The 19,002-nt window shown below is 70.3% G+C and carries 14 protein-coding genes, 1 tRNA gene and 2 pseudogenes; 2 read left to right on the forward strand and 15 right to left on the reverse strand.

Annotated features, from left to right (window positions below; all coding sequences use genetic code 11):
• Positions 1–1,124: 1,124 nt before the first annotated feature.
• The 4 genes from AB0C28_RS13690 to nadD form a co-directional block, all read right to left on the reverse strand.
• A tRNA-Ala gene (locus tag AB0C28_RS13690) sits at positions 1,125–1,197 on the reverse strand.
• 149 nt (positions 1,198–1,346) lie between these two features.
• Positions 1,347–1,976 carry a histidine phosphatase family protein gene (locus AB0C28_RS13695; protein WP_357843160.1) on the reverse strand — a complete coding sequence of 210 codons (630 nt, stop codon included), beginning with the start codon at positions 1,974–1,976 and terminating at the stop codon, positions 1,347–1,349.
• Positions 1,977–2,046: 70 nt separating this feature from the next.
• Positions 2,047–2,442 (reverse strand): ribosome silencing factor, encoded by a 396-nt coding sequence (rsfS, locus tag AB0C28_RS13700; protein ID WP_106250478.1) that lies wholly within the window; start codon positions 2,440–2,442, stop codon positions 2,047–2,049.
• A 94-nt stretch (positions 2,443–2,536) separates the two neighbouring features.
• On the reverse strand, positions 2,537–3,151 hold the full coding sequence (nadD, locus tag AB0C28_RS13705; RefSeq protein ID WP_346102639.1) for a nicotinate-nucleotide adenylyltransferase: 615 nt from the start codon (positions 3,149–3,151) through the stop codon (positions 2,537–2,539).
• A gap of 96 nt (positions 3,152–3,247) precedes the next feature.
• On the opposite strand from nadD, the gene AB0C28_RS13710 reads away from it, so the two are divergent.
• Entirely contained in the window at positions 3,248–4,270 is a 1,023-nt protein-coding gene (locus AB0C28_RS13710; RefSeq protein ID WP_346102637.1) for a M48 family metallopeptidase, read from the forward strand.
• A gap of 210 nt (positions 4,271–4,480) precedes the next feature.
• Here the strand turns inward: AB0C28_RS13710 and AB0C28_RS13715 are convergent, their stop codons facing one another.
• From AB0C28_RS13715 to rpmA, 7 genes and pseudogenes are all read right to left on the reverse strand, one after another.
• The gene (locus AB0C28_RS13715) at positions 4,481–6,364 is read right to left on the reverse strand and encodes a serine/threonine-protein kinase (RefSeq protein ID WP_358074383.1); all 1,884 of its coding nucleotides are present in this window, start codon (positions 6,362–6,364) and stop codon (positions 4,481–4,483) included.
• A gap of 82 nt (positions 6,365–6,446) precedes the next feature.
• A complete protein-coding gene (locus tag AB0C28_RS13720; RefSeq protein ID WP_346115274.1) occupies positions 6,447–6,623 on the reverse strand; it encodes a hypothetical protein in 177 nt (58 codons plus the stop codon).
• 50 nt (positions 6,624–6,673) lie between these two features.
• The gene (locus tag AB0C28_RS13725; protein ID WP_358074386.1) at positions 6,674–7,948 is read right to left on the reverse strand and encodes a glutamate-5-semialdehyde dehydrogenase; all 1,275 of its coding nucleotides are present in this window, start codon (positions 7,946–7,948) and stop codon (positions 6,674–6,676) included.
• 91 nt (positions 7,949–8,039) lie between these two features.
• A complete protein-coding gene (gene proB / locus AB0C28_RS13730) occupies positions 8,040–9,167 on the reverse strand; it encodes a glutamate 5-kinase (protein WP_358074438.1) in 1,128 nt (375 codons plus the stop codon).
• A gap of 176 nt (positions 9,168–9,343) precedes the next feature.
• On the reverse strand, positions 9,344–9,976 hold the full coding sequence (locus tag AB0C28_RS13735) for a flavin reductase family protein (protein WP_358074389.1): 633 nt from the start codon (positions 9,974–9,976) through the stop codon (positions 9,344–9,346).
• Between the two features lie 165 nt (positions 9,977–10,141).
• Positions 10,142–11,494: a GTPase ObgE gene (gene obgE / locus AB0C28_RS13740; RefSeq protein WP_357843145.1), complete on the reverse strand. Its 1,353-nt coding sequence runs from the start codon at positions 11,492–11,494 to the stop codon at positions 10,142–10,144.
• 148 nt (positions 11,495–11,642) lie between these two features.
• Positions 11,643–11,891, reverse strand: a pseudogene (rpmA, locus tag AB0C28_RS13745) (50S ribosomal protein L27); the annotation flags it as partial.
• Between rpmA and AB0C28_RS13750 the strand changes: the two are divergent.
• A pseudogene (locus tag AB0C28_RS13750) lies at positions 11,875–11,922 on the forward strand (hypothetical protein); the annotation flags it as partial. The pseudogenes rpmA and AB0C28_RS13750 overlap by 17 nt on opposite strands.
• On the opposite strand, the gene rplU reads toward AB0C28_RS13750, so the two are convergent.
• The 4 genes from rplU to AB0C28_RS13770 all read right to left on the reverse strand — a co-directional run bounded on the left by rplU (position 11,919) and on the right by AB0C28_RS13770 (position 18,680).
• Positions 11,919–12,221, reverse strand: coding sequence for a 50S ribosomal protein L21 (gene rplU / locus AB0C28_RS13755; RefSeq protein ID WP_080046162.1), 303 nt, complete (start codon positions 12,219–12,221; stop codon positions 11,919–11,921). The pseudogene AB0C28_RS13750 and the gene rplU overlap by 4 nt on opposite strands.
• Before the next feature lie 213 nt (positions 12,222–12,434).
• Positions 12,435–15,080: an Rne/Rng family ribonuclease gene (locus AB0C28_RS13760; protein WP_358074392.1), complete on the reverse strand. Its 2,646-nt coding sequence runs from the start codon at positions 15,078–15,080 to the stop codon at positions 12,435–12,437.
• 783 nt (positions 15,081–15,863) lie between these two features.
• Positions 15,864–16,616: a TIGR03936 family radical SAM-associated protein gene (locus tag AB0C28_RS13765; protein WP_357843140.1), complete on the reverse strand. Its 753-nt coding sequence runs from the start codon at positions 16,614–16,616 to the stop codon at positions 15,864–15,866.
• A 153-nt stretch (positions 16,617–16,769) separates the two neighbouring features.
• Positions 16,770–18,680: a TIGR03960 family B12-binding radical SAM protein gene (locus tag AB0C28_RS13770; RefSeq protein ID WP_357843137.1), complete on the reverse strand. Its 1,911-nt coding sequence runs from the start codon at positions 18,678–18,680 to the stop codon at positions 16,770–16,772.
• Positions 18,681–19,002: the final 322 nt, after the last annotated feature.

The following is a 19,002-nucleotide window of genomic DNA, read 5'->3' on the forward strand; positions in this document are numbered from 1 at the left end:
AACTCCGCGACATGAGCCCACGGCACCGAATCCGGTCCTGGGTAACCACATTTCTCAGCAGCGCCGCCGACCAGGACTCAATCCACCGAGAAAAGCGCAGAGCAATGAATCGGCACCGTCCGCGCCGAGCGCCATCATGCTTTCTACGCCCGTCTCCCCCACCCTGAGGGAGGGTAGCGGTGAGGCCGCCGGCGCCAATATCCGGATAGCGTCTGATCCGTTGCGTTTTATGGATACAGGGATCGAGACCGGGGTGGTTGCAGGCGGCGAGCCAGGCCGAACAGCCACAGGTGGCAGCGTCGAAGGCATCGCGGCCCATGCAGACACGAGGCCCGGAACTGTCCAGGCGGGCACGGGGTACGCCGCCGTCCAGGCAGGCACGAGGCATGGCGCCGTCCAGGCGGACACGAGATACGGCACCGCCCAGGCCAACGCAAGGCGCAGCACCCCTCCAGGCAGGCACAACGTGCGGCGCCGGCAGTCCGGCATCGGAATAGCCGACCCCACAGCCCCAATGACCCACCGTGCCGACAGGAGCGGAACCAACAGCCGACTCGCCCCGTTTCGTTCTGCCCTTCGCTTCGCGCCTGTGCAGCAAGCACTTCCAGGGCGTGGGAGGCAGCGTGCAAGTCAGAACTCCCGCCCCCGGCGCGTTTTCAGGGCTCCCGCCCGCCATGGATTTCCGGGCTCCCGCTCTCTGTGACTCCCAGGGCTCTCGCCCTCCGCAGCTTCTCTGTGCGGGGTCCTCGCGGGCGGCCTGGGCCGGGTCGCGTCCCACGGTGAGCGTCCCTGCGTCGAAGCCCACGTCGCACACCCGCAGAGCGGTCCCCTCAGCACAATCCAACGGAGAGCAGCACCAGCGAAGAGCAGCACCAACGTGCCCCGCCCGTGTCTTGCTCGGCATCACCGGCGCGCCGGAGCCACCCCAGGAGTCCCCAGCCGGCGATCACCTTGACCGCCCCACCCCTACGCTCAGCGACAGCGACCCGCCACCACACCGTGATCAGGGCACTCCCCCGAACGGGGACAACGACCAGGACTCAGATCACACCCGAAGCCCCGTACGTCCACGAACAACACAAAACCGCCCCTGCCCGTCACCAGGCAGAGGCGGTTCGATCGTGTGGAGCTATGGGGATTCGAACCCCAGACCTCCTCCATGCCATGGAGGCGCGCTACCAACTGCGCCATAGCCCCTGGTCACCGCTTCGAGTCCACCCGTTGCGGCGCTCCGAGAGCATATAGCCATCCGCCCCGATTCACCTAATCGCCCATCCTCAAGCCACAGAGGCACAGCAGCAAGGCGCGCGGAAGCCCGTACGGCCCCCGAGCCGTACGAACCGCGCTCACACCTCGGCTTCGGGCTTGTCGTCGCTGTGCACCGGCTCCGGCAGGGTGCCGGCGTTGTGCTCCAGCAGCCGCCACCCTCTGCGCCCTTCCTGCAGCACAGACCAGGAGCAGTTGCCGAGCCCGCCCAGGGCCGGCCACAGCTCCTCGGGCAGCCCGAGCAGTTCGCAGATCCCGAGCCGCAGCGCGGCCCCGTGTGAGGCCACGACCAGCAGCCCGTCGTCATCGAGCCGGGAAGCCCAGCGACGCATCGCGCCGGCCACCCTCCCGGCCACGTCGGTGACGGGTTCGCCGTCCGGCGCCTCCCACGCCGCGTACTCGTGGGGCCAGCGCGCGGCGATCTCCTCGCGTGTCAGCCCCTCCCACTGACCTCCGCCGCGCTCGCGGAAGTCCTTGTCGACGGCCACCTCCAGCCCGACGATGCGCCCCAGCGCCAGCGCGGTGTCGTTGGCCCGCTGCAGGTCGGAGGAGACGATCAGGGTGGGCCGTAGCGAGGCGAGCAGCGAGGCCGCCCTCGCGGCCTGCGCGACGCCGGTTTCGTCGAGGGGGATGTCGGAGTGACCTTGGAATCGCTGCTCGACGTTCCACAGTGTCTGCCCGTGACGCAGACACACGATCCTCTTGCTCATGCAGATTCCTCGCCGGGACGCTCGAAATCGGGATGAGTGTCACTGCCGGGTCCGGTGATGGTCGGTTCGCTCACGCGCGCGCCCGCTGGAGGTTGGCCTGAAGGACGCTCTCCGGCAGCGCGATGGCCGGGCAGTCCTTCCACAGGCGCTCAAGCGCGTAGAAGGTACGGTCTTCCTCATGCTGGACGTGCACGACGATGTCGATGTAGTCGAGCAGCACCCAGCGCCCTTCGCGCTCGCCCTCACGGCGGACGGGCTTGGCGTCGGCCTCGGTGCGCAGCCGCTCCTCGATCTCGTCGACGATGGCGCGGACCTGGCGGTCGTTGGTGGCGGAGCAGAGCAGGAAGGCGTCGGTGATGACGAGCTGTTCGCTCACGTCGTACGCGAGGATGTCATCGGCCAGCTTGTCGGCCGCGGCTTCCGCGGCGATGCGCACGAGCTGGACGGATCTGTCAGATGCGGTCACGATGCGGGTCTGTCCTCCTGTGTCGGCAGCATGCCCATATGTTGAGGGTACCCTTCCAGCCCGAAACCCCTCACCTACGCCACGACAGGCTTGTTCAGGCCCCCTGATAGAGGCCGCGCTTGTTGATGTACTGGACGATTCCGTCGGGCACCAGATACCAAATGGGCTCGCCCTTTGCCACGCGCTGACGACACTCTGACGAGGAAATGGCCAGCGCGGGGATTTCCAGCAACGTCACCCGGCCTTCCGGCAGGCCGGGGTCGTGCAGGGTGTGCCCGGGACGCGTACAGCCGACGAAATGGGCGAGCTCGAAGAGCTCGTCGGCCTCCTGCCAGCCGAGTATCGCGCCGAGCGCGTCGGCGCCGGTGATGAAGTACAGGTCGACCTGGGGGCCGTAGATTTCCGCGATGTCCCGCAAAGTGTCGATCGTGAACGTCGGCCCCGGCCGATCCACGTCCACCCTGCTGACGGAGAAGCGGGGGTTCGACGCGGTCGCGATGACCGTCATCAGATAGCGGTCCTCCGGGGCGGACACCTCACGCCCGGACTTCTGGTACGGCCGTCCGGTCGGTACGAAGACGACCTCGTCAAGCTGAAAGTGGTGAGCCACCTCGCTGGCGGCGACGAGGTGCCCGTGGTGGATGGGGTCGAAAGTCCCACCCATCACACCTACTCGCCGCTTCCCCTGCACACCAGGCGCGTTCATCATGAAACGGACCTTACGCGGGGGCTGTATCACAACATGATGGGACCCCCCTTCGTGATGACCGCGCATCACTTCAGTTGCGGACGTAGCATGCCGGGCATGACGACCACCCCGGACCGCAACCGCGTCCAACTGCCCGGCATCTCGTCCCGAGCCTACGAACACCCCGCAGACCGGTCCGCCCTGGTCGCTCTGCGTAAGTTGAGTGGGTTCGACACGGTTCTCAAGCAGATGTCCGGTCTCGTCAGCGAGCGCCGCCTGCGCCTGATGTACCTGGCCTCGGCGGTGCGCGTCAGCGAGACTCAGTTCCGCTCCCTCTACGACATGGGGCGCGACGCCGCCTACACGCTCGACCTGCACCGGATCCCCGAGATCTACGTCCAGCAGGACTCGCAGGTCCAGGCCAAGGCCATCGGCTTCGACGACCCGTTCATCGTCGTGACCACCGGTCTGCTCAACCTCATGAACGAGGAGGAGCAGCGCTTCGTCATCGGCCACGAGACCTCGCACATCCTGTCGGGGCACGCGGTCTACCGGACGATGCTCGACATCCTCACCCGCCTCGCCGCCCGCGTCGCCTGGATCCCGCTCGGCTACATCGGCCTGCGCGCGATCGTCGCGGGCCTGGAGGAGTGGTACCGCAAGTCCGAGCTGTCCTCCGACCGCGGCGGCCTGCTCACGGGGCAGAACCCCGAGGCGGCCAAGCGCGCGCTGATGAAGCTCGCCGGCGGCGACTACACCCACGAGATGAACATCGAGGCGTTCCTGGAGCAGTACCAGGAATACGACACCGCGGGCGACCTTCGCGACGGCTTCCTCAAGGTACTCAACCTGCTCGGCACCACCCACCCGTTCGCGGTCGTCCGCGTGGCGGAGCTGGACAAGTGGCAGCGCAGCGGCGAGTACGACCGCATCATCGGCGGCGACTACCCGCGCAGGGAGGACGACCCCAACGCGCGGGTCACCGACGAGATCAAGGCGGCGGCCGAGTCCTACCGCGCGTCCTGGTCCCAGTCGCAGGACCCGTTCATCGGCGTCCTGCGCGACGTGGCCGAGGGCGCGGTCAACGCGGGCGAGCGCATCTTCAACCGCTTCTCCCGCCGCGACGGCGGCCAGGGCTAGCCGGATCGCCACCGCGCGGCCGATCCGCTTGATCGCCGCGCCGGCCCGCCGCACGCAGCGGCGGGCCGCGGAAAACCTTCACCGCCCGAAGCAGCGGGCGCGATAACCCGTCACCGCGACCTCCGCAGAGCCGCAGCCCGAACGGCGAGCCGGAGTACAGGCCGGACGGCAGGTCAGAGCGAAGGCACGACCGGCGTGTACGGCGGCAGGTCAGAGCAGCAGCGCGATGGCGCGTACGGCAGCCGCGCACAAGGCGACGAACCCGCCCAGCACGGCCAGCGCCCGCAACCCTTCCCTGCGCAGATCAGGCAGCCGCTGCCCGATCCGTTCGATCTCGCGCCCGGTGATACCGCCGCACAACATCCCGAACACCACACCCGCCACCGTTACGGGCGCGGCCTGCTGCCACCAGTCGGCGTCGATCTGCCCGCCGCCGGTGGCCCAGAGCGCTCCGCCCGCGGCCACCGCGACGGGCACGCCCGGCCACACCACGGCGGTCGCCGCCGCCCCGGTCAGCGCGACGGGAAAGGACAGCACGCGCAGCGTCACCCGCGTACGCCGCGAGCCGCGCTTCCTGACCATCCAGTGCCCCATCCACAAGGTCCTGGTCAACACCACGAACACGGTCGTGATCGCGATGGAGGCGATCGGCCAGATGACCGAGGCCACCACGCACGGCACGGCCAGCACCGCGAGCAGCAGCAGCGCGCCGTTGCCCGCGGGCAGGGTCGTGGCCGACTGCGCGCGCAGCCCGGTGCCGCGCCTGTCCTGCGGCTTGACGGCGGCCGCCCGGCTCCTGACGGCGGCGGCCGTGCGCTGGCGCGAGGCGACCATCTTGGCCCGCGGGCCGGTGTTCTTAGCCTCGCCGCCCGCCCGCCCGCGCGGCACGGGCACCTTGCCCTCGGCCCGGCTGCGCGCCGGCACCGAACTCTTGCCGTCGGACGCACTCCTGCTCCCGGCGCCACGCCCCGTGCCTTCGGGCGCGGCCCGGCCACCGGTCCGCCCACTGCCTTCCTGAGCAGCCCTGCCGCCGGCCCGTCCGGCACCGTCAGAAGCGGTCCGGCCGCCGGTACGCCCGCTCCCCTCGGCAGCGGCCCGCCCCCCGGCCCGGCCGGCACTGTCGGGAGCGACCCTGCCGCCGGTACGTCCGCGCGGCGGCGGCACCTTCCCCTCGGCGGGCAGCGCGTTGGGCCGGCTGCGTGCCTTGGCTTCACCCCGCGCCGCGGCCGGCTCCTCCGTGGCGCGGCCGCGTACGGACTCCTCCCCGGCGCCGCCCGCGGGCGGCTCGGTCTCGGTCGCGTTGGTGGCCCGAGCCAGCCTGGACAGCCGGTCGGCCAGCAGCGCCGCCGTGGGCCGTTTGCCCGGCTCCCGGTTGAGCGCGGCCCGTACCAGCGGCAGCAGTTCCACCGGCACGCCCTTGAGGTCGGCCTGCCCGTTCAGCACCGCGTACATCTGCGCCTCGGCCGTGCCGCGCCCGAACGTCGGCCGCCCGGTCGCCGCGAACGCCACCGTGGCCGCCCAGGCGTGCACATCGGCGGGCGAGTCGACGTGCTCGTCGGCGAAGATCTCCGGCGCGGTGTAGCCGGGCGTGCCGAGGAAGGTGCCGGTCATGGTGAGCCGGGTCGCGTCGAGCACCTGGGCGATGCCGAAGTCGATCAGCACCGGCCCCTGCGTGCCCATGATGATGTTGCCGGGCTTGAGGTCACGATGGACGACACCGGCCGCGTGGATGATGGCGAGCGCGGCGGCGATGCCCTGGGCCATGTCGACGAGCCCGGCCACGTCGAGGGGGCCGCTCTGGCGCACCTGGTCGAGCAGCGTGACGCCCTCGATGTGCTCCATGACCAGGTACGGCCGCGCGCCGTTCAGGTCCGCGTCGAGGACCTTGGCGACGTACGGGCTCTCGACCCTGCGCAGCGCGCGCACCTCACGCTCCAGGCGGATGCGTGAGGTCTCGTCCTCGGCCAGGTCGTGCAGAACCTTGAGAGCGACCTGCTCGCCACGGCGGGCGCTGGCGAGGTAGACCTCACCCATGCCGCCGCGGCCGAGCCGCTCGATCAGGGTGTACGGCCCGACCTTGCCGAGCTTGCTCACCGTCCCTCCCCGCCCGGCGCAGCCATAAGGGACACAACCCTAGCGCCGGTACGCGAGTTGCCGCTTGAGGCACGCCGATGGATTATCCGCGAGTGTGATCGGTGAGCATGCTGTCGAGCCGCGCGGTGGGCTCCTCCGACAGCCGGCGACGGCCCTTCCTGCGCCAGTTGACGTGACCGCGGCGCTCCAGCCAGAGCAGCAGCCGGTCGGCGGCGAACAGCACCACCGCCGAGAAGACGAGGGCGACGACGATTTCCATGGCCCCCAGTCAACCTACGGCGCATGGCGCCGGTCAGGCCGACACGCCGACTAACCGGCCACCACCGTACCCTCTGACGTGCGCAAATGCCCCTCACCCGTATAGATCCACTTGGTCGAGGTGAGCTCGGGCAGCCCCATCGGGCCGCGCGCGTGCAGCTTCTGGGTCGAGATGCCGATCTCCGCCCCGAACCCGAACTCTCCGCCGTCGGTGAACCTGGTGGAGGCGTTGACCGCCACCGCCGCCGAGTCGACGAGCGTGACGAACCTGCGGGCGGCCCGCTGCGAGCGGGTGACAATGGCCTCGGTGTGGGCGGAGCCGTAGCGCCTGATGTGGGCCACCGCCTCCTCCAGCGAGCCGACGACGGCGGCGGCGATGTCGAGCGAGAGGTATTCGGCGTAGAAGTCGTCCTCGGTCGCGGGCACGACGCCCGGCCCGTGAGCGGCGATCCGCTCGTCGCCGTGCACGGTCACGCCCGCCTCGCGCAGCGCCTCCAGGGCCTTGGGCACGAACGCTGCGGCGACGTCCTCGTGCACCAGGAACGTCTCGGCGGCGTTGCACACCGACGGCCGCTGCGCCTTGGCGTTGAGCAGGATCTGCACGGCCAGGTCGACGTCGGCCTCGGCGTCCACGTAGACATGGCAGTTGCCGACGCCGGTCTCGATCACCGGCACCGTGGACTCCTCGACCACCGAGTTGATCAGCGACGCGCCGCCGCGCGGGATCAGCACGTCGACCAGCCCTCTGGCCCGCATGAGCTCCTTGACGGAGTCGCGGGTCTGGCCGGGCACGAGCTGGACGGCCCCGGCGGGCACCTCGGTGTCCTCCAGGGCCTCCTGCATGATGCGGACGAGGGCGGTGTTGGAGGAGTAGGCGCTGGACGAGCCGCGCAGCAGCGCCGCGTTGCCGCTCTTGAAGCAGAGCGCGGCCGCGTCGACGGTGACGTTGGGACGGCCTTCGTAGATGATGCCGATCACGCCCAGCGGCACCCTGACCTGGCGCAGCTCCAGCCCGTTGGGCAGCGTCGAGCCGCGTACGACCTCGCCGACCGGGTCGGGCAGGTCGGCCACCTCGCGTACGGCGTCGGCGACGGCGGCGATCCTGGCCTCGTCGAGTCGCAGCCGGTCGACCATGGCCTCGGACGTGCCCTGGGCCCTGGCCCGCTCGACGTCCTCGGCGTTGGCCGCGACGATCTGGGCCGTGTGGGCGACCAGGGCGTCGGCGATCGCCCGCAGCGCCCGGTCCTTGGGCGCGCGCGGCAGCGGGGCCAGCTCGGCGGCGGCCTCTCGCGCCGCCTGGGCGACCTTCAAGAACTCTGTGCTCATCGCTCTTCCCTCATCACCATGGCCGTCCCGCTCCCCGCGTTCGCCGGCGGGGAGCCGGGCGGCGGCGGGGCGGGGCCCTCGTCGGGGCGGTTCAGTTGTGCGCTTCCAGTATGACGATGTCGTCGCGGTGGATGAGCTCGCGTTCGTATTCCGGACCGAGCGTGCTCGCCAGCTCCCTCGTGGAGCGCCCCAGCAGGCCGGGGATCTCGACGGCGTCGAAGTTCACCAGGCCGCGGGCCACCACGAGCCCCTGCGGGCCGCACAGATCGACCGGATCGCCCGCGGCGAACTCGCCCTCCACCGACGTCACGCCGGCGGGCAGCAGCGACTTGCGCCGCCCGACGATGGCCTCCACCGCGCCTGCGTCGAGGTGGAGCCGGCCGCGCCCGGTGGTGGCGTGCGCGAGCCAGAGCAGGCGCGTGCCCGGATGACGGCCGCCTGGGTGGAAGTAGGTGCCGATGTCGGCCCCGCTGAGCGCCTGGGCGGCGTGAGCGGCCGCGGTGAGCACCACGGGCACGCCGGCGCCGGTGGCGATCCTGGCCGCCTGCACCTTGGTCACCATGCCGCCGGTGCCGACCGCCGCGCCGTTGCGGCCCAGCTCTACCCCGACCAGGTCCTCCGGGCCGCGGATCTCGGCCAGCCGGCGCGAGCCGCTGCGGCTGGGCGGGCCGTCGTAGAGCGCGTCGACGTCGGACAGCAGCACCAGCGCGTCGGCGTGGATGAGGTGGGCCACCAGCGCCGCCAGCCGGTCGTTGTCGCCGAAGCGGATCTCGTCGGTGGCCACGGTGTCGTTCTCGTTGACGATCGGGACGATGCCCAGCTCCAGCAGCCGCGCGAGCGTGCGCTGGGCGTTGGCGTGGTGGGCGCGGCGCATCATGTCGTCGGCGGTCAGCAGCACCTGCCCCACGCGCAGCGAGTAGCGGGCGAAGGAGGAGGTGTAGCGGGCCACCAGCACGCCCTGCCCGACGGAGGCGGCGGCCTGCTGGGTCGCGAGGTCACGCGGTCGCGCGCTCAGCCCGAGCGGGCCGAGGCCCGCCGCGATCGCTCCCGAGGAGACCAGGACGATCTGCGTCCCGGTACGGCGCCGCGCCGCCAGCACGTCGACCAGGGCGTCGACGCGATCCACGTCGATCATGCCCTGAGGGGTGGTGAGCGAGGAAGAGCCGACCTTGACGACGACCTTCGACGCTGAGCTGATCTGTTCCCGCACGTCTGGCAGCCTATCCGCTCCCCGGACGCGCCCAGCTATCAGCCGACGATCTTGACCGCGGACGGCCGCGTCACCAGGGCGACTCGGCGCGCGTCACCGGGGCGTCTCGGTGCACGTCACCGGGGCGTCTCGGTGCACGTCACCGGGGCGTCTCGGTGCACGTCACCGGGGCGTCTCGGTGCACGTCACCGGGGCGTCTCGGTGCGGTAGGAATGGCCGAGCTCCTGGCCGAGCCCGAAGTAGTGGCGGAAGTTGTAGACGAGCGGGCTCCAGGCGGCGGGATCGACGTGGTCGGTGCCGGGAACGACGAGCCGGGGGTCGGCGTGCACCTTCTGGACGAGTGCCTCGACGATGACGAATTCGTCGCGGACGTCCGTCCGTACCCGCTCGGCACGGGCCTCCAGTTGAATGGGGCACTCGGCGACGCGAGGCGGCCGGACCACGTGCGAAGGCTCGCCGTGCAGTCCCGCCGCACCGAACTTGTCCGGCTCGAAGCGGCAGCGCTCCGCCTTGGTCGCGGGAACCGGGTTCCGGCCGGTCAGCGGCGCCAGCCGTTCCACCGCCGGCCACAGAGCCGGGTTGGGCAGATTGATCACCAGGTCGGGCCGCTCGCCGAGATTGCGCGCGGTCTGCCCCTCGCGGCCCAGACCGAGCACGACCGTCTGCCCGAGCGCCCACGCGGAGGACATCGGGGCCAGGTTGAACGAGCCGTCCTCGTTCTCGGTCGAAAGGAGCGCCACCGGCGTCCCGAAGTACAGGATGCTCGGCTCGATCACCAGGTGAGGGGCTTGCGCGGGCAGGATGAATGCGGCATTCATGGTCCGCAGCCTAAGATCCGGATATTTCGCCCGGCGCCGAAGTGTCACGGCGACGATCGAACGACGCCGGCCCCGACCGCGACGGATCGAGACCATCCCGTACGGCCAGCCGGCGGTCCGGCCCGCGCCCGCCTTACCCCGGCCGGTGGCCCGACCCGCGCCGCCCTACCCCAGCCGGTTGTCCGACCCGCGCGGCCCCTGCCGCACCGTCTCGGCGTTCAGCGTGGGCTGCCAGTCGAAGATGTAACCGCCCTCCATCGGCCCGATGACCACCTCGGCCCCGGCCTTGGCGCCGAGCTTGGCCAGCTCGACCTCGACCCCGAGCCGTTCGAGCCGGTCACCGAGGTAACCCACCGCTTCGTCGTTGGTGAAGTCGGTCTGCCTGATCCACCGCTCCGGCTTCTCCCCGGTGATCTGGAACAGGTTCTCGTTGACCCGGCGCACCTTGAACCCGGCCGTGCCGAGCTGCTTGGGCCTGATGACCAGCCGGGTCGGCTCCTCGACGGGCTTGTTGGCCCGCGCCGCCGCCACCCATTCGCCCATCGCGTACGACAGCTCCCGCAGCCCGTCATGCGTGGCCGCCGAGATCGTGAAGACCTTCAGCCCGCGCGCCTCGAACTCCGGCGCGACCAGCTCGGCCAGTTCCCGCGCGTCGGGCACGTCGGCCTTGTTCAGCACGACCAGCCGCGGCCGGTCCTCCAGCTTCCCGTACGCGCGCAGCTCCGCCTCGATCACCTCGTAGTCGGTGACGGGATCGCGCCCCGGCTCCATGGTGGCGCAGTCGATGACGTGCACGAGCATGTCGCACCGCTCGACGTGCCGCAGGAACTCGTGCCCGAGCCCCTTGCCCTCAGACGCGCCCGGGATCAGCCCGGGGACGTCGGCCACGGTGAACACGTGGTCGCCCGCCGTCACCACGCCCAGGTTGGGGATCAGGGTGGTGAACGGATAGTCGGCGATCTTCGGCTTGGCCGCGCTCAGCGCCGCGATCAGCGAGCTCTTGCCCGCGCTGGGGAAGCCGACCAAGGCCACGTCCGCGACGCTCTTGAGCTCCAGCATGACGTCGAGCTCGTCGCCCGGCTCGCCGAGCAGCGCGAACCCGGGCGCCTTGCGCTTGGTGGAGGCCAGCGCCGCGTTGCCGAGCCCGCCGTGCCCGCCCTCGGCGATCACGTAGCGGGTGCCCGCCCCGACGAGGTCGACCAGCACTTCACCCGTGGCGGAGTCCTTCACCACGGTGCCGTTGGGCACGGCCAGGACCACGTCCTCACCGTTGGCGCCGTCGCGGTTGGAGCCCTGCCCCTGCTTGCCGTTGGGGGCCTTCCTGTGCGGGCGGCGATGGTAGTCGAGCAGGGTCGCGGTGTTGGGATCGACCTCGAGGACGACGTCGCCCCCGCGCCCGCCGTTGCCCCCATCGGGCCCGCCGAGCGGCTTGAACTTCTCCCGGTGGATGGAGGCGCACCCGTTTCCCCCGTCACCGGCCTTGATGTGAAGGACCACCTGGTCCACAAAGTCCGGCATCCCGCATTCCTCCATCGCCCCGCCAGGGGCCTCTCATGACTGACAACCCATCGCCGACCGGCCCGGGAAACACCAAGGGGTGGATCGCATCCGTACGGATCGATCCACCCCTGAAGCGACGAGCCCGAGGCCGAAAAGCAGGAAGAACCTACTCGGCGGCGACGGGGACGATGCTCACGGCCCTGCGGCCGCGCTTGACACCGAACTGCACGTGACCCGCGGCCAGCGCGAACAGCGTGTCATCGCCACCGCGGCCGACGTTGTCACCGGGGTGGAAGTGGGTGCCACGCTGACGGACGATGATCTCGCCCGCGTTGACCAGCTGACCACCGAAGCGCTTGACGCCCAGACGCTGGGCGTTGGAGTCACGACCGTTCCGGGTGGACGACGCGCCCTTCTTGTGTGCCATCTCTCAAACTCCCGTTCAGGCCTGCTCGATACCGGTGATCTTCACCTGGGTGTACCGCTGGCGGTGACCCTGGCGCTTCTTGTAACCGGTCTTGTTCTTGTACTTGAGAATGCGGATCTTCGGGCCCTTGGTCTCACCGAGGATCTCGGCGTTGACCGTGAACTTGCCCGCCTCCGTGGTCACATCGCCGTCGTTGACGACGAGCACCGTCGGCAGCGATACCGAAGAGCCGACCTCGCCGGCGACCTTGTCCACCTCGAGGACGTCACCGACGGAGACCTTCTGCTGCCTGCCGCCGCAACGAACGATCGCGTACACCGCGGAACCCTTCTACTGACTCACTGTTGCTGTTCGAACATCAGCTACCTCATCGAGGTGGCCGCCGAATGCTGCGCCTGTCATTCAGCCTGTCTAAAACGACGAACCGAGTAAGCGCGCCAACAGGGCACGTCACCTGACGCACCGATTCACCAGGGTACCGGATGAACGGTGCCCCGGCGAACCGGACGGATCGTCGGAAGTCAGCCGAGGTTAGTCGGCCGACTTGGCTCGGCGGGAGCGTCGCCGCCCTCTGCCGGAAGTCTGGCTTGCCTGGTCGTCCTCGGCCGGGACGTCTTCAAGCGCACCGGTCACGGTATCACGGCTGGCGGAGTCCTTGGCCGCGGAAACCTTGTCCGACACCGCCTTCTCGATCGCCATCTTGCCCTGCGTGCCGCGCGGCTCGGGCTTGCTCTCGACCGGCTCGGTGGAGACGATCAGGCCGCGCCCGTTGCAGCAGTCACACGGCGTCGAGAACGCCTCCAGCAGCCCCTGACCGACCCGCTTACGCGTCATCTGGACCAGGCCCAGCGAGGTGACCTCGGCCACCTGGTGCTTGGTCCTGTCGCGGGCCAGGCACTCCAGCATCCGCCGCAGCACCAGGTCGCGGTTGGACTCCAGCACCATGTCGATGAAGTCGATGACGATGATGCCGCCGATGTCGCGCAGGCGCAGCTGGCGCACGATCTCCTCGGCCGCCTCCAGGTTGTTCCTGGTGACAGTCTCCTCCAGGTTGCCGCCCTGGCCGGTGAACTTGCCGGTGTTGACGTCGACGACGGTCATCGCCTCGGTACGGTCGATCACCAGCGAGCCGCCGCTGGGCAGCCACACCTTGCGCTCCATCGCCTTGCTCAGCTGCTCGTCGATCCGGTAGGAGGCGAACACGTCGCCGTGCTCTCCCTCGTCCCACTTCGACAGGCGTTCGGCCAGGTGCGGCGCGACGTACTTGACGTACTCGTCGACCGTCTCCCAGGCGTCCTCGCCCTGCACGACCAGGTTCGTGAAGTCCTCGTTGAACACGTCGCGCACGACCCGGATGGTCAGGTCGGGCTCGGCGGACAGCAGCTCCGGCGGGCTGGCCGACTTGGCCTTCTTCTGGATGTTCTCCCACTGCGCCGACAGCCGGGCCACGTCGCGGGCCAGCTCGTCCTCGGAGGCGCCCTCGGCCGCGGTGCGGACGATCACGCCGGCGTTCTCCGGCATGACCTTCTTCAGGATGCTCTTCAGCCGGGTGCGCTCCTTGTCGGGCAGCTTGCGGCTGATGCCGGTCATCGACCCGTCGGGCACGTAGACCAGGTAGCGTCCCGGCAGGCTGATCTGCGAGGTCAGGCGGGCGCCCTTGTGGCCGATCGGGTCCTTCGTGACCTGCACGAGCACCGACTGGCCCGACTTGAGCGCCGACTCGATCCGCTTCGGCTGGCCCTCAAGACCGGCGGTGTCGAAGTTCACCTCGCCGGCGTACAGGACGGCGTTCCTGCCCTTGCCGATGTCCACGAACGCCGCCTCCATCGACGGCAGCACGTTCTGCACCTTGCCGAGGTAGACGTTGCCGACGTAGGACTGGCTGGCCTCGCGGTTGACGTAGTGCTCGACGAGCACGCCGTCCTCCAGCACCGCGATCTGCGTACGGTCGCCCACGCGCCGCACGACCATCATGCGGTCGACGGACTCGCGGCGGGCCAGGAACTCCGACTCGGTGATGATCGGCGGGCGCCTGCGCCCGAGCTCGCGCCCCTCGCGGCGGCGCTGCTTCTTCGCCTCCAGCCGGGTCGAGCCGCGCACGCTCTGCACGCCGTCGGTCGCGGTGTCGAGCGAGGCGGAACGGCCCGAGCGCGGCGCGCGGATGCGCACCACCGTGTTCGGCGGGTCGTCGCCGGCGGGCTCGGAGCCCTCGTCACCGCCCCTGCGGCGACGGCGGCGCCGGCGGCGCGAGGAGGAGGCCTCCTCTTCCTGCGCCTCCTCGCCCTGCTCATCGGAGTCGTCGTCCTCGGACTCCTCGCCGTCTTCCGCGTCGTCGCGCTCGCGCGCCTTGCCGCGGCCCCTGCCGCCCCTGCGGCGGCGACGGCGGCGGCTGCCGCCCTCTTCCTCCTCCTGCTCGTCGGAGGTGTCGAGGTCGTTCTCCTCCTCGGCGGCCACCTCGTCAACCGGCTCCTCGGCCTCCTCGGCCTCGGGCTCGGCGACAGGCTGCGGCGCCTCGGCCTTGCGGGCGACGGCGGGCTTGGCCTTGCTCGGGTCGGGCGCCTGGAACAGCGGCGCGAAGATCGCGGCCGGCCGCTGGAACGCGGTCCCCGGCTCGTCCTGCCTGCGGGCGGTCATCCCGAACGGGTCGGCGAGCAGGCTGGGGCGCACGTTGTCCTCGTCGAGATCCTCACCGGCGGGCTCGTCGTCGAGCGGCTCGTCCTCGGGCAGGATCTCCATGATGTCGTCGTCGGCCTCATCGGCCTCGGCCCGCGCCGCCTCCACGTCCCCGCCGGAAGCGGCTCCAGAAACAGCACTGGCAACGGCTTCGACATCGGCACCGGCAGCGGCCTCGGCACCGGCCCGCCGGCGCACGCGACCGGCCCGGCCCGCACGACCGCCGGCCGCGCTCTCGTCCGCGCCACCGCCCAGGTCTCCCGCGCCCCCGTCGGCCGCGGCACCGGCCCGGGCGCTCGCCGCCATGTCGGCCTCACTCTCACCGAACGGCGCCGCCACCTCGTCACGGCCGGCGCCGGAACGCGCGACGCGCTCCCCCGCCTCGTCACTGGACGCACCGGCGCCCACGGCGGACTCCCCGCCAGAAACTCCGGACGCGGACTCCGCCTCGGCGGCGGGCGCGACGGCCTCATCCGCCTTCTTGCGGGTCCTGCGCCGCTTCACGGGCTCCTCGGCGGCGGGCTCGCCCTCCGGGAGCGCTCCCTCAGCTTCCGCCTCAGCTTCCGCCTCAGCCGTCTTTTTTGTCGTACGCCGCCGCGTCGTCGTGGCGGTGGACCGCGTCCGCGTGGCCCGCTTCGGCTTCTCAGCCGCGGCCTCATCCTCGGTCTCACCTGCGGCTTCACCGGCGGCTTCAGCGACGGCATCGGCCATGGCGGCCTCGGCCGGACTCTCCACCGGCGTTCCACCGGAAACCACACCAGCCGCACCCGTACCGGCCACGTCACCGGCCCCCGCACCAGCGGAAGCCGCATCGGCGGAAACCGACGCTGCGGCGGCCGTACCGCCATGAGTCGTGTCAGCATGAGTCGTACCGGCATGAGTCATGCCGGCACCAGCCGTATCGGCGGCGGGCTCACCCGCGGCTCTTTGAGCCGCGGTGCGCTGCACCGGTCGCACCTCGGCCACCGACGGCGCCGTCTGCGCCGCGGCGACCGTGACCGGAACGGAAGCCGGCTCCTCGGGCAGCTCCGGCGGAGGACCCGCAGGGCGGCTGGCGGAGCGGCGACGCTTCGTCACCTCGGGCTGTTCAATTGTCTCCCCGTCAGGGCCAGTGGCCCCGGCGTTGGGCTCGTTGTCGAGCATGCGGGCGTTCTCCCGTCAGCTCCCGGGCGCGTCACCGCGCCGCGCAGGAGCCCTCGTGTCTCGTTGTCCGCCGGCTCTCCCGAGACGGAAGCGCCGGCGCCAAGTCCTGTCAGCAGTCGTGCCCGGCTCGCACCGGGCATGTCCTTAACCGGCGACGTGCTCACCCGCCGGTCCCGCCTCGCCGCCGCGCGTGATGTCGCGGTCCAGGTCGAGCGGGTCGGCAAGCGCACCGGTGCTGGCGTCGAGCGGCCCCTGCGCCAGCCTGGTCACCTCGGGGGGAACCGGCGGCGCGAAGTCGGCCACAAGGCGCAGCCCTGTGAGCACATCGTCGGGTCGAACGGCAGGCGTCATGTGCCGAACAACCATGCGCAGTATGACACACGGCCCTCCTCGCACCTGAGCTGCGGTTCTGTCTGTTCCCTCGGACACCTCGAGCCTCAGTACGGCCTCGCGCGCGTCGAAGCGGCGGGGACCCTTCTTGGTCAGGCGCTCGACCTCCACCGTGCCTGCCGCGAGAAACTTCTCCGCCGCCACCTCGGCGAGCTCGCGATCGGCACCGGGAAGCCGCACCTCCCAGTCGGAGACCTCCAAGCGGTCGGCCAGCCCCCCCGGACCCGCCTCCACAACGTCGAGCACATCGAGTCCAGGCGGCAACGACGCGTCCAGGCCCTGTCTGACCTGGCCGGGGTCGCACGGCGTGGTAACACCGATCTCGAGGTATTCGGCTTCGCTGGCGACACCGGTCGGCGCCGCGCCCGCGTAGGAGATCTTCGGGTGGGGCGAGAAACCCGCGCTGTAAGCCACCGGAATGCCGGCACGGCGAACCGCTCTCTCAACGGCCCGCGAGATGTCGCGGTGGCTGGTGAAGCGCAGGCGGCCGCGCTTGGCGTAACGCACACGCAGGCGCTGCACCGTAGGCGCGGGCGGGGGCCCTTCGGGAACAGGTTTCAGAGCTTGTCGTCCTTCCCTTGTAAGAGTTCCTTCGTCTCAGGATAAGCCGCTCCGGCGTATGTACGTGTACGCCGTGACACGGCTCGCCCACTGAGCGCGCTAGACCACCGTAAGAGGAAGGAGTTTCCGCCCCGTCGGACCGATCTGAATTTCTGTGCCCATGGTCGGGCATACGCCGCAGTCGTAGCACGGAGTCCAGCGGCAGTCCTCGACCTCACCGCCGGACACGGCCTCCTGCCAGTCCTGCCACAGCCATTCGCGGTCGAGCCCGGCGTCGAGGTGGTCCCACGGCAGGACCTCGTTCTCCTCACGCTCGCGCGTGGTGTACCAGTCGACGTCGACGCCCGCCTTCTCCGCCGCCGCCATCCAGCGCTCGTAGGAGAAGTGCTCGCTCCACCCGTCGAACCGGCCGCCGTCCTCCCAGACCGCTCTGATCACGGCGCCGACCCTGCGGTCGCCCCGCGACAGCAGACCCTCCACGATGGACGGCTTGCCGTCGTGATAGCGGAAACCGATCGCCCGGCCGTACTGCTTGTCGCCTCTGACCGAGTCGCGCAGTGCCTTGAGCCGCCGATCGACGGTCTCGTGGTCGGCCTGCCCGGCCCACTGGAACGGGGTGTGCGGCTTGGGCACGAAGCCGCCGATGGAGACCGTGCAGCGGATGTCGCGGCTGCCGGTCGCCTCGCGGCCCGCCTGGATGACCTTCTTGGCCAGGTCGGCGATGCCGAGGACGTCTTCGTCCTCCTCGGTGGGCAGCCCGCACATGAAGTAGAGCTTGACCTGCCGCCACCCTTGCGAATAGGCGGTGGAGACGGTGCGGATCAGGTCTTCCTCGGTGACCATCTTGTTGATCACCTTGCGCATGCGCTCCGAGCCGCCCTCGGGCGCGAACGTCAGACCCGAACGCCTGCCGTTCCTGGAGAACTCGTTGGCCAGGTCGATGTTGAACGCGTCGACCCTGGTCGAGGGCAGCGACAACGAGGTGTTGGTGCCCTCGTAGCGGTCGGCGAGCCCCTTGGCCACGTCGCCGATCTCGGAGTGGTCGGCGGACGACAGCGACAGCAGGCCGACCTCGTTGAAGCCGGACTCCTTGATGCCGTTCTCGACCATCGCCCCGATCGTGGTGATGGACCGCTCACGCACCGGACGGGTGATCATGCCCGCCTGGCAGAACCGGCATCCGCGCGTGCAGCCGCGGAAGATCTCCACGCTGAACCGCTCGTGCACCGTCTCGGCCAGCGGCACCAGCGGCTTCTTCGGATAGGGCCACTCGTCGAGGTCCATCACCGTGTGCTTGTGCACCCGCCACGGCACGTCGGCCCGGTTGGGCGCGACCCGCTTGATGCGCCCGTCGGGGTGGTAGTCGACGTCGTAGAACTTCGGCACGTAGACCCCGCCGGACTCGGCCAGCCGCATCAGCAGCTCGTCGCGACCGCCCGGCCTGCCCTCCGCCTTCCACTCACGGATGACCTCGCTGATGGCGATGGAGATCTGCTCCCCGTCACCGAGCACGGCCGCGTCGAGGAAGTCGGCGATCGGCTCCGGGTTGAAGGCCGCGTGACCGCCCGCGAGCACGATCGGATCGTCCTCACCGCGATCCACGGCCAGCAACGGAATGCCGGCCAGGTCGAGCGCGGTCAGCATGTTGGTGTAGCCGAGCTCGGTCGAGAACGACACTCCGAGCACGTCGAAGGCACGCACCGGCCGGTGCGCGTCGACCGTGAACTGCGGAACCCCCTCGGCCCGCATCAGGGCCTCCAGATCGGGCCAGACCGCGTACGTCCGCTCGGCCAGCGTGGCGGGAAGCTCGTTGAGAATCTCGTAGAGGATCGCCACACCCTGGTTGGGCAGCCCGACCTCGTAGGCGTCCGGATACATCAACGCCCAGCGCACGTCGGCGGAATCCCAGTCCTTGACGGTCGAGTTGAGCTCACCTCCGACGTACTGGATGGGCTTCTGCACCTTGGGCAGCAGCGCTTCCAGGCGGGGGAAAATCGACTCGACAGACATACGCTCCAGGGTAGCGGCGATCAGACGGTGACACGTCCCCGACCACCCACGCTTGTCGCGGTGTCTGTGAGGCCATCTGCGGGAGGCCCGACGCCGATGCGTGTGGAGGACGTCTGCGGGAGGTGTGGCGCCTGTGCGGACGTCTGCGAGGCCGCTTGCCGCGGTGTCCATCGCGATGCTTGTCGCAATGCTTGTCGCGATGTCTGTCGCAACGGTTGTCGCGGTGCGTCGAGGACGCTTGCCGCGGCACCGGCCGCACTGAGCACCTGCGGGACGCTTCACCTTTGCATCGGATCGTCTGCGAGTGGTCTCCGATGCGCTG

Source organism: Nonomuraea sp. NPDC048892 (assembly GCF_040649735.1).
GTDB classification, from domain to species: Bacteria; Actinomycetota; Actinomycetes; order Streptosporangiales; family Streptosporangiaceae; genus Nonomuraea; species Nonomuraea maheshkhaliensis.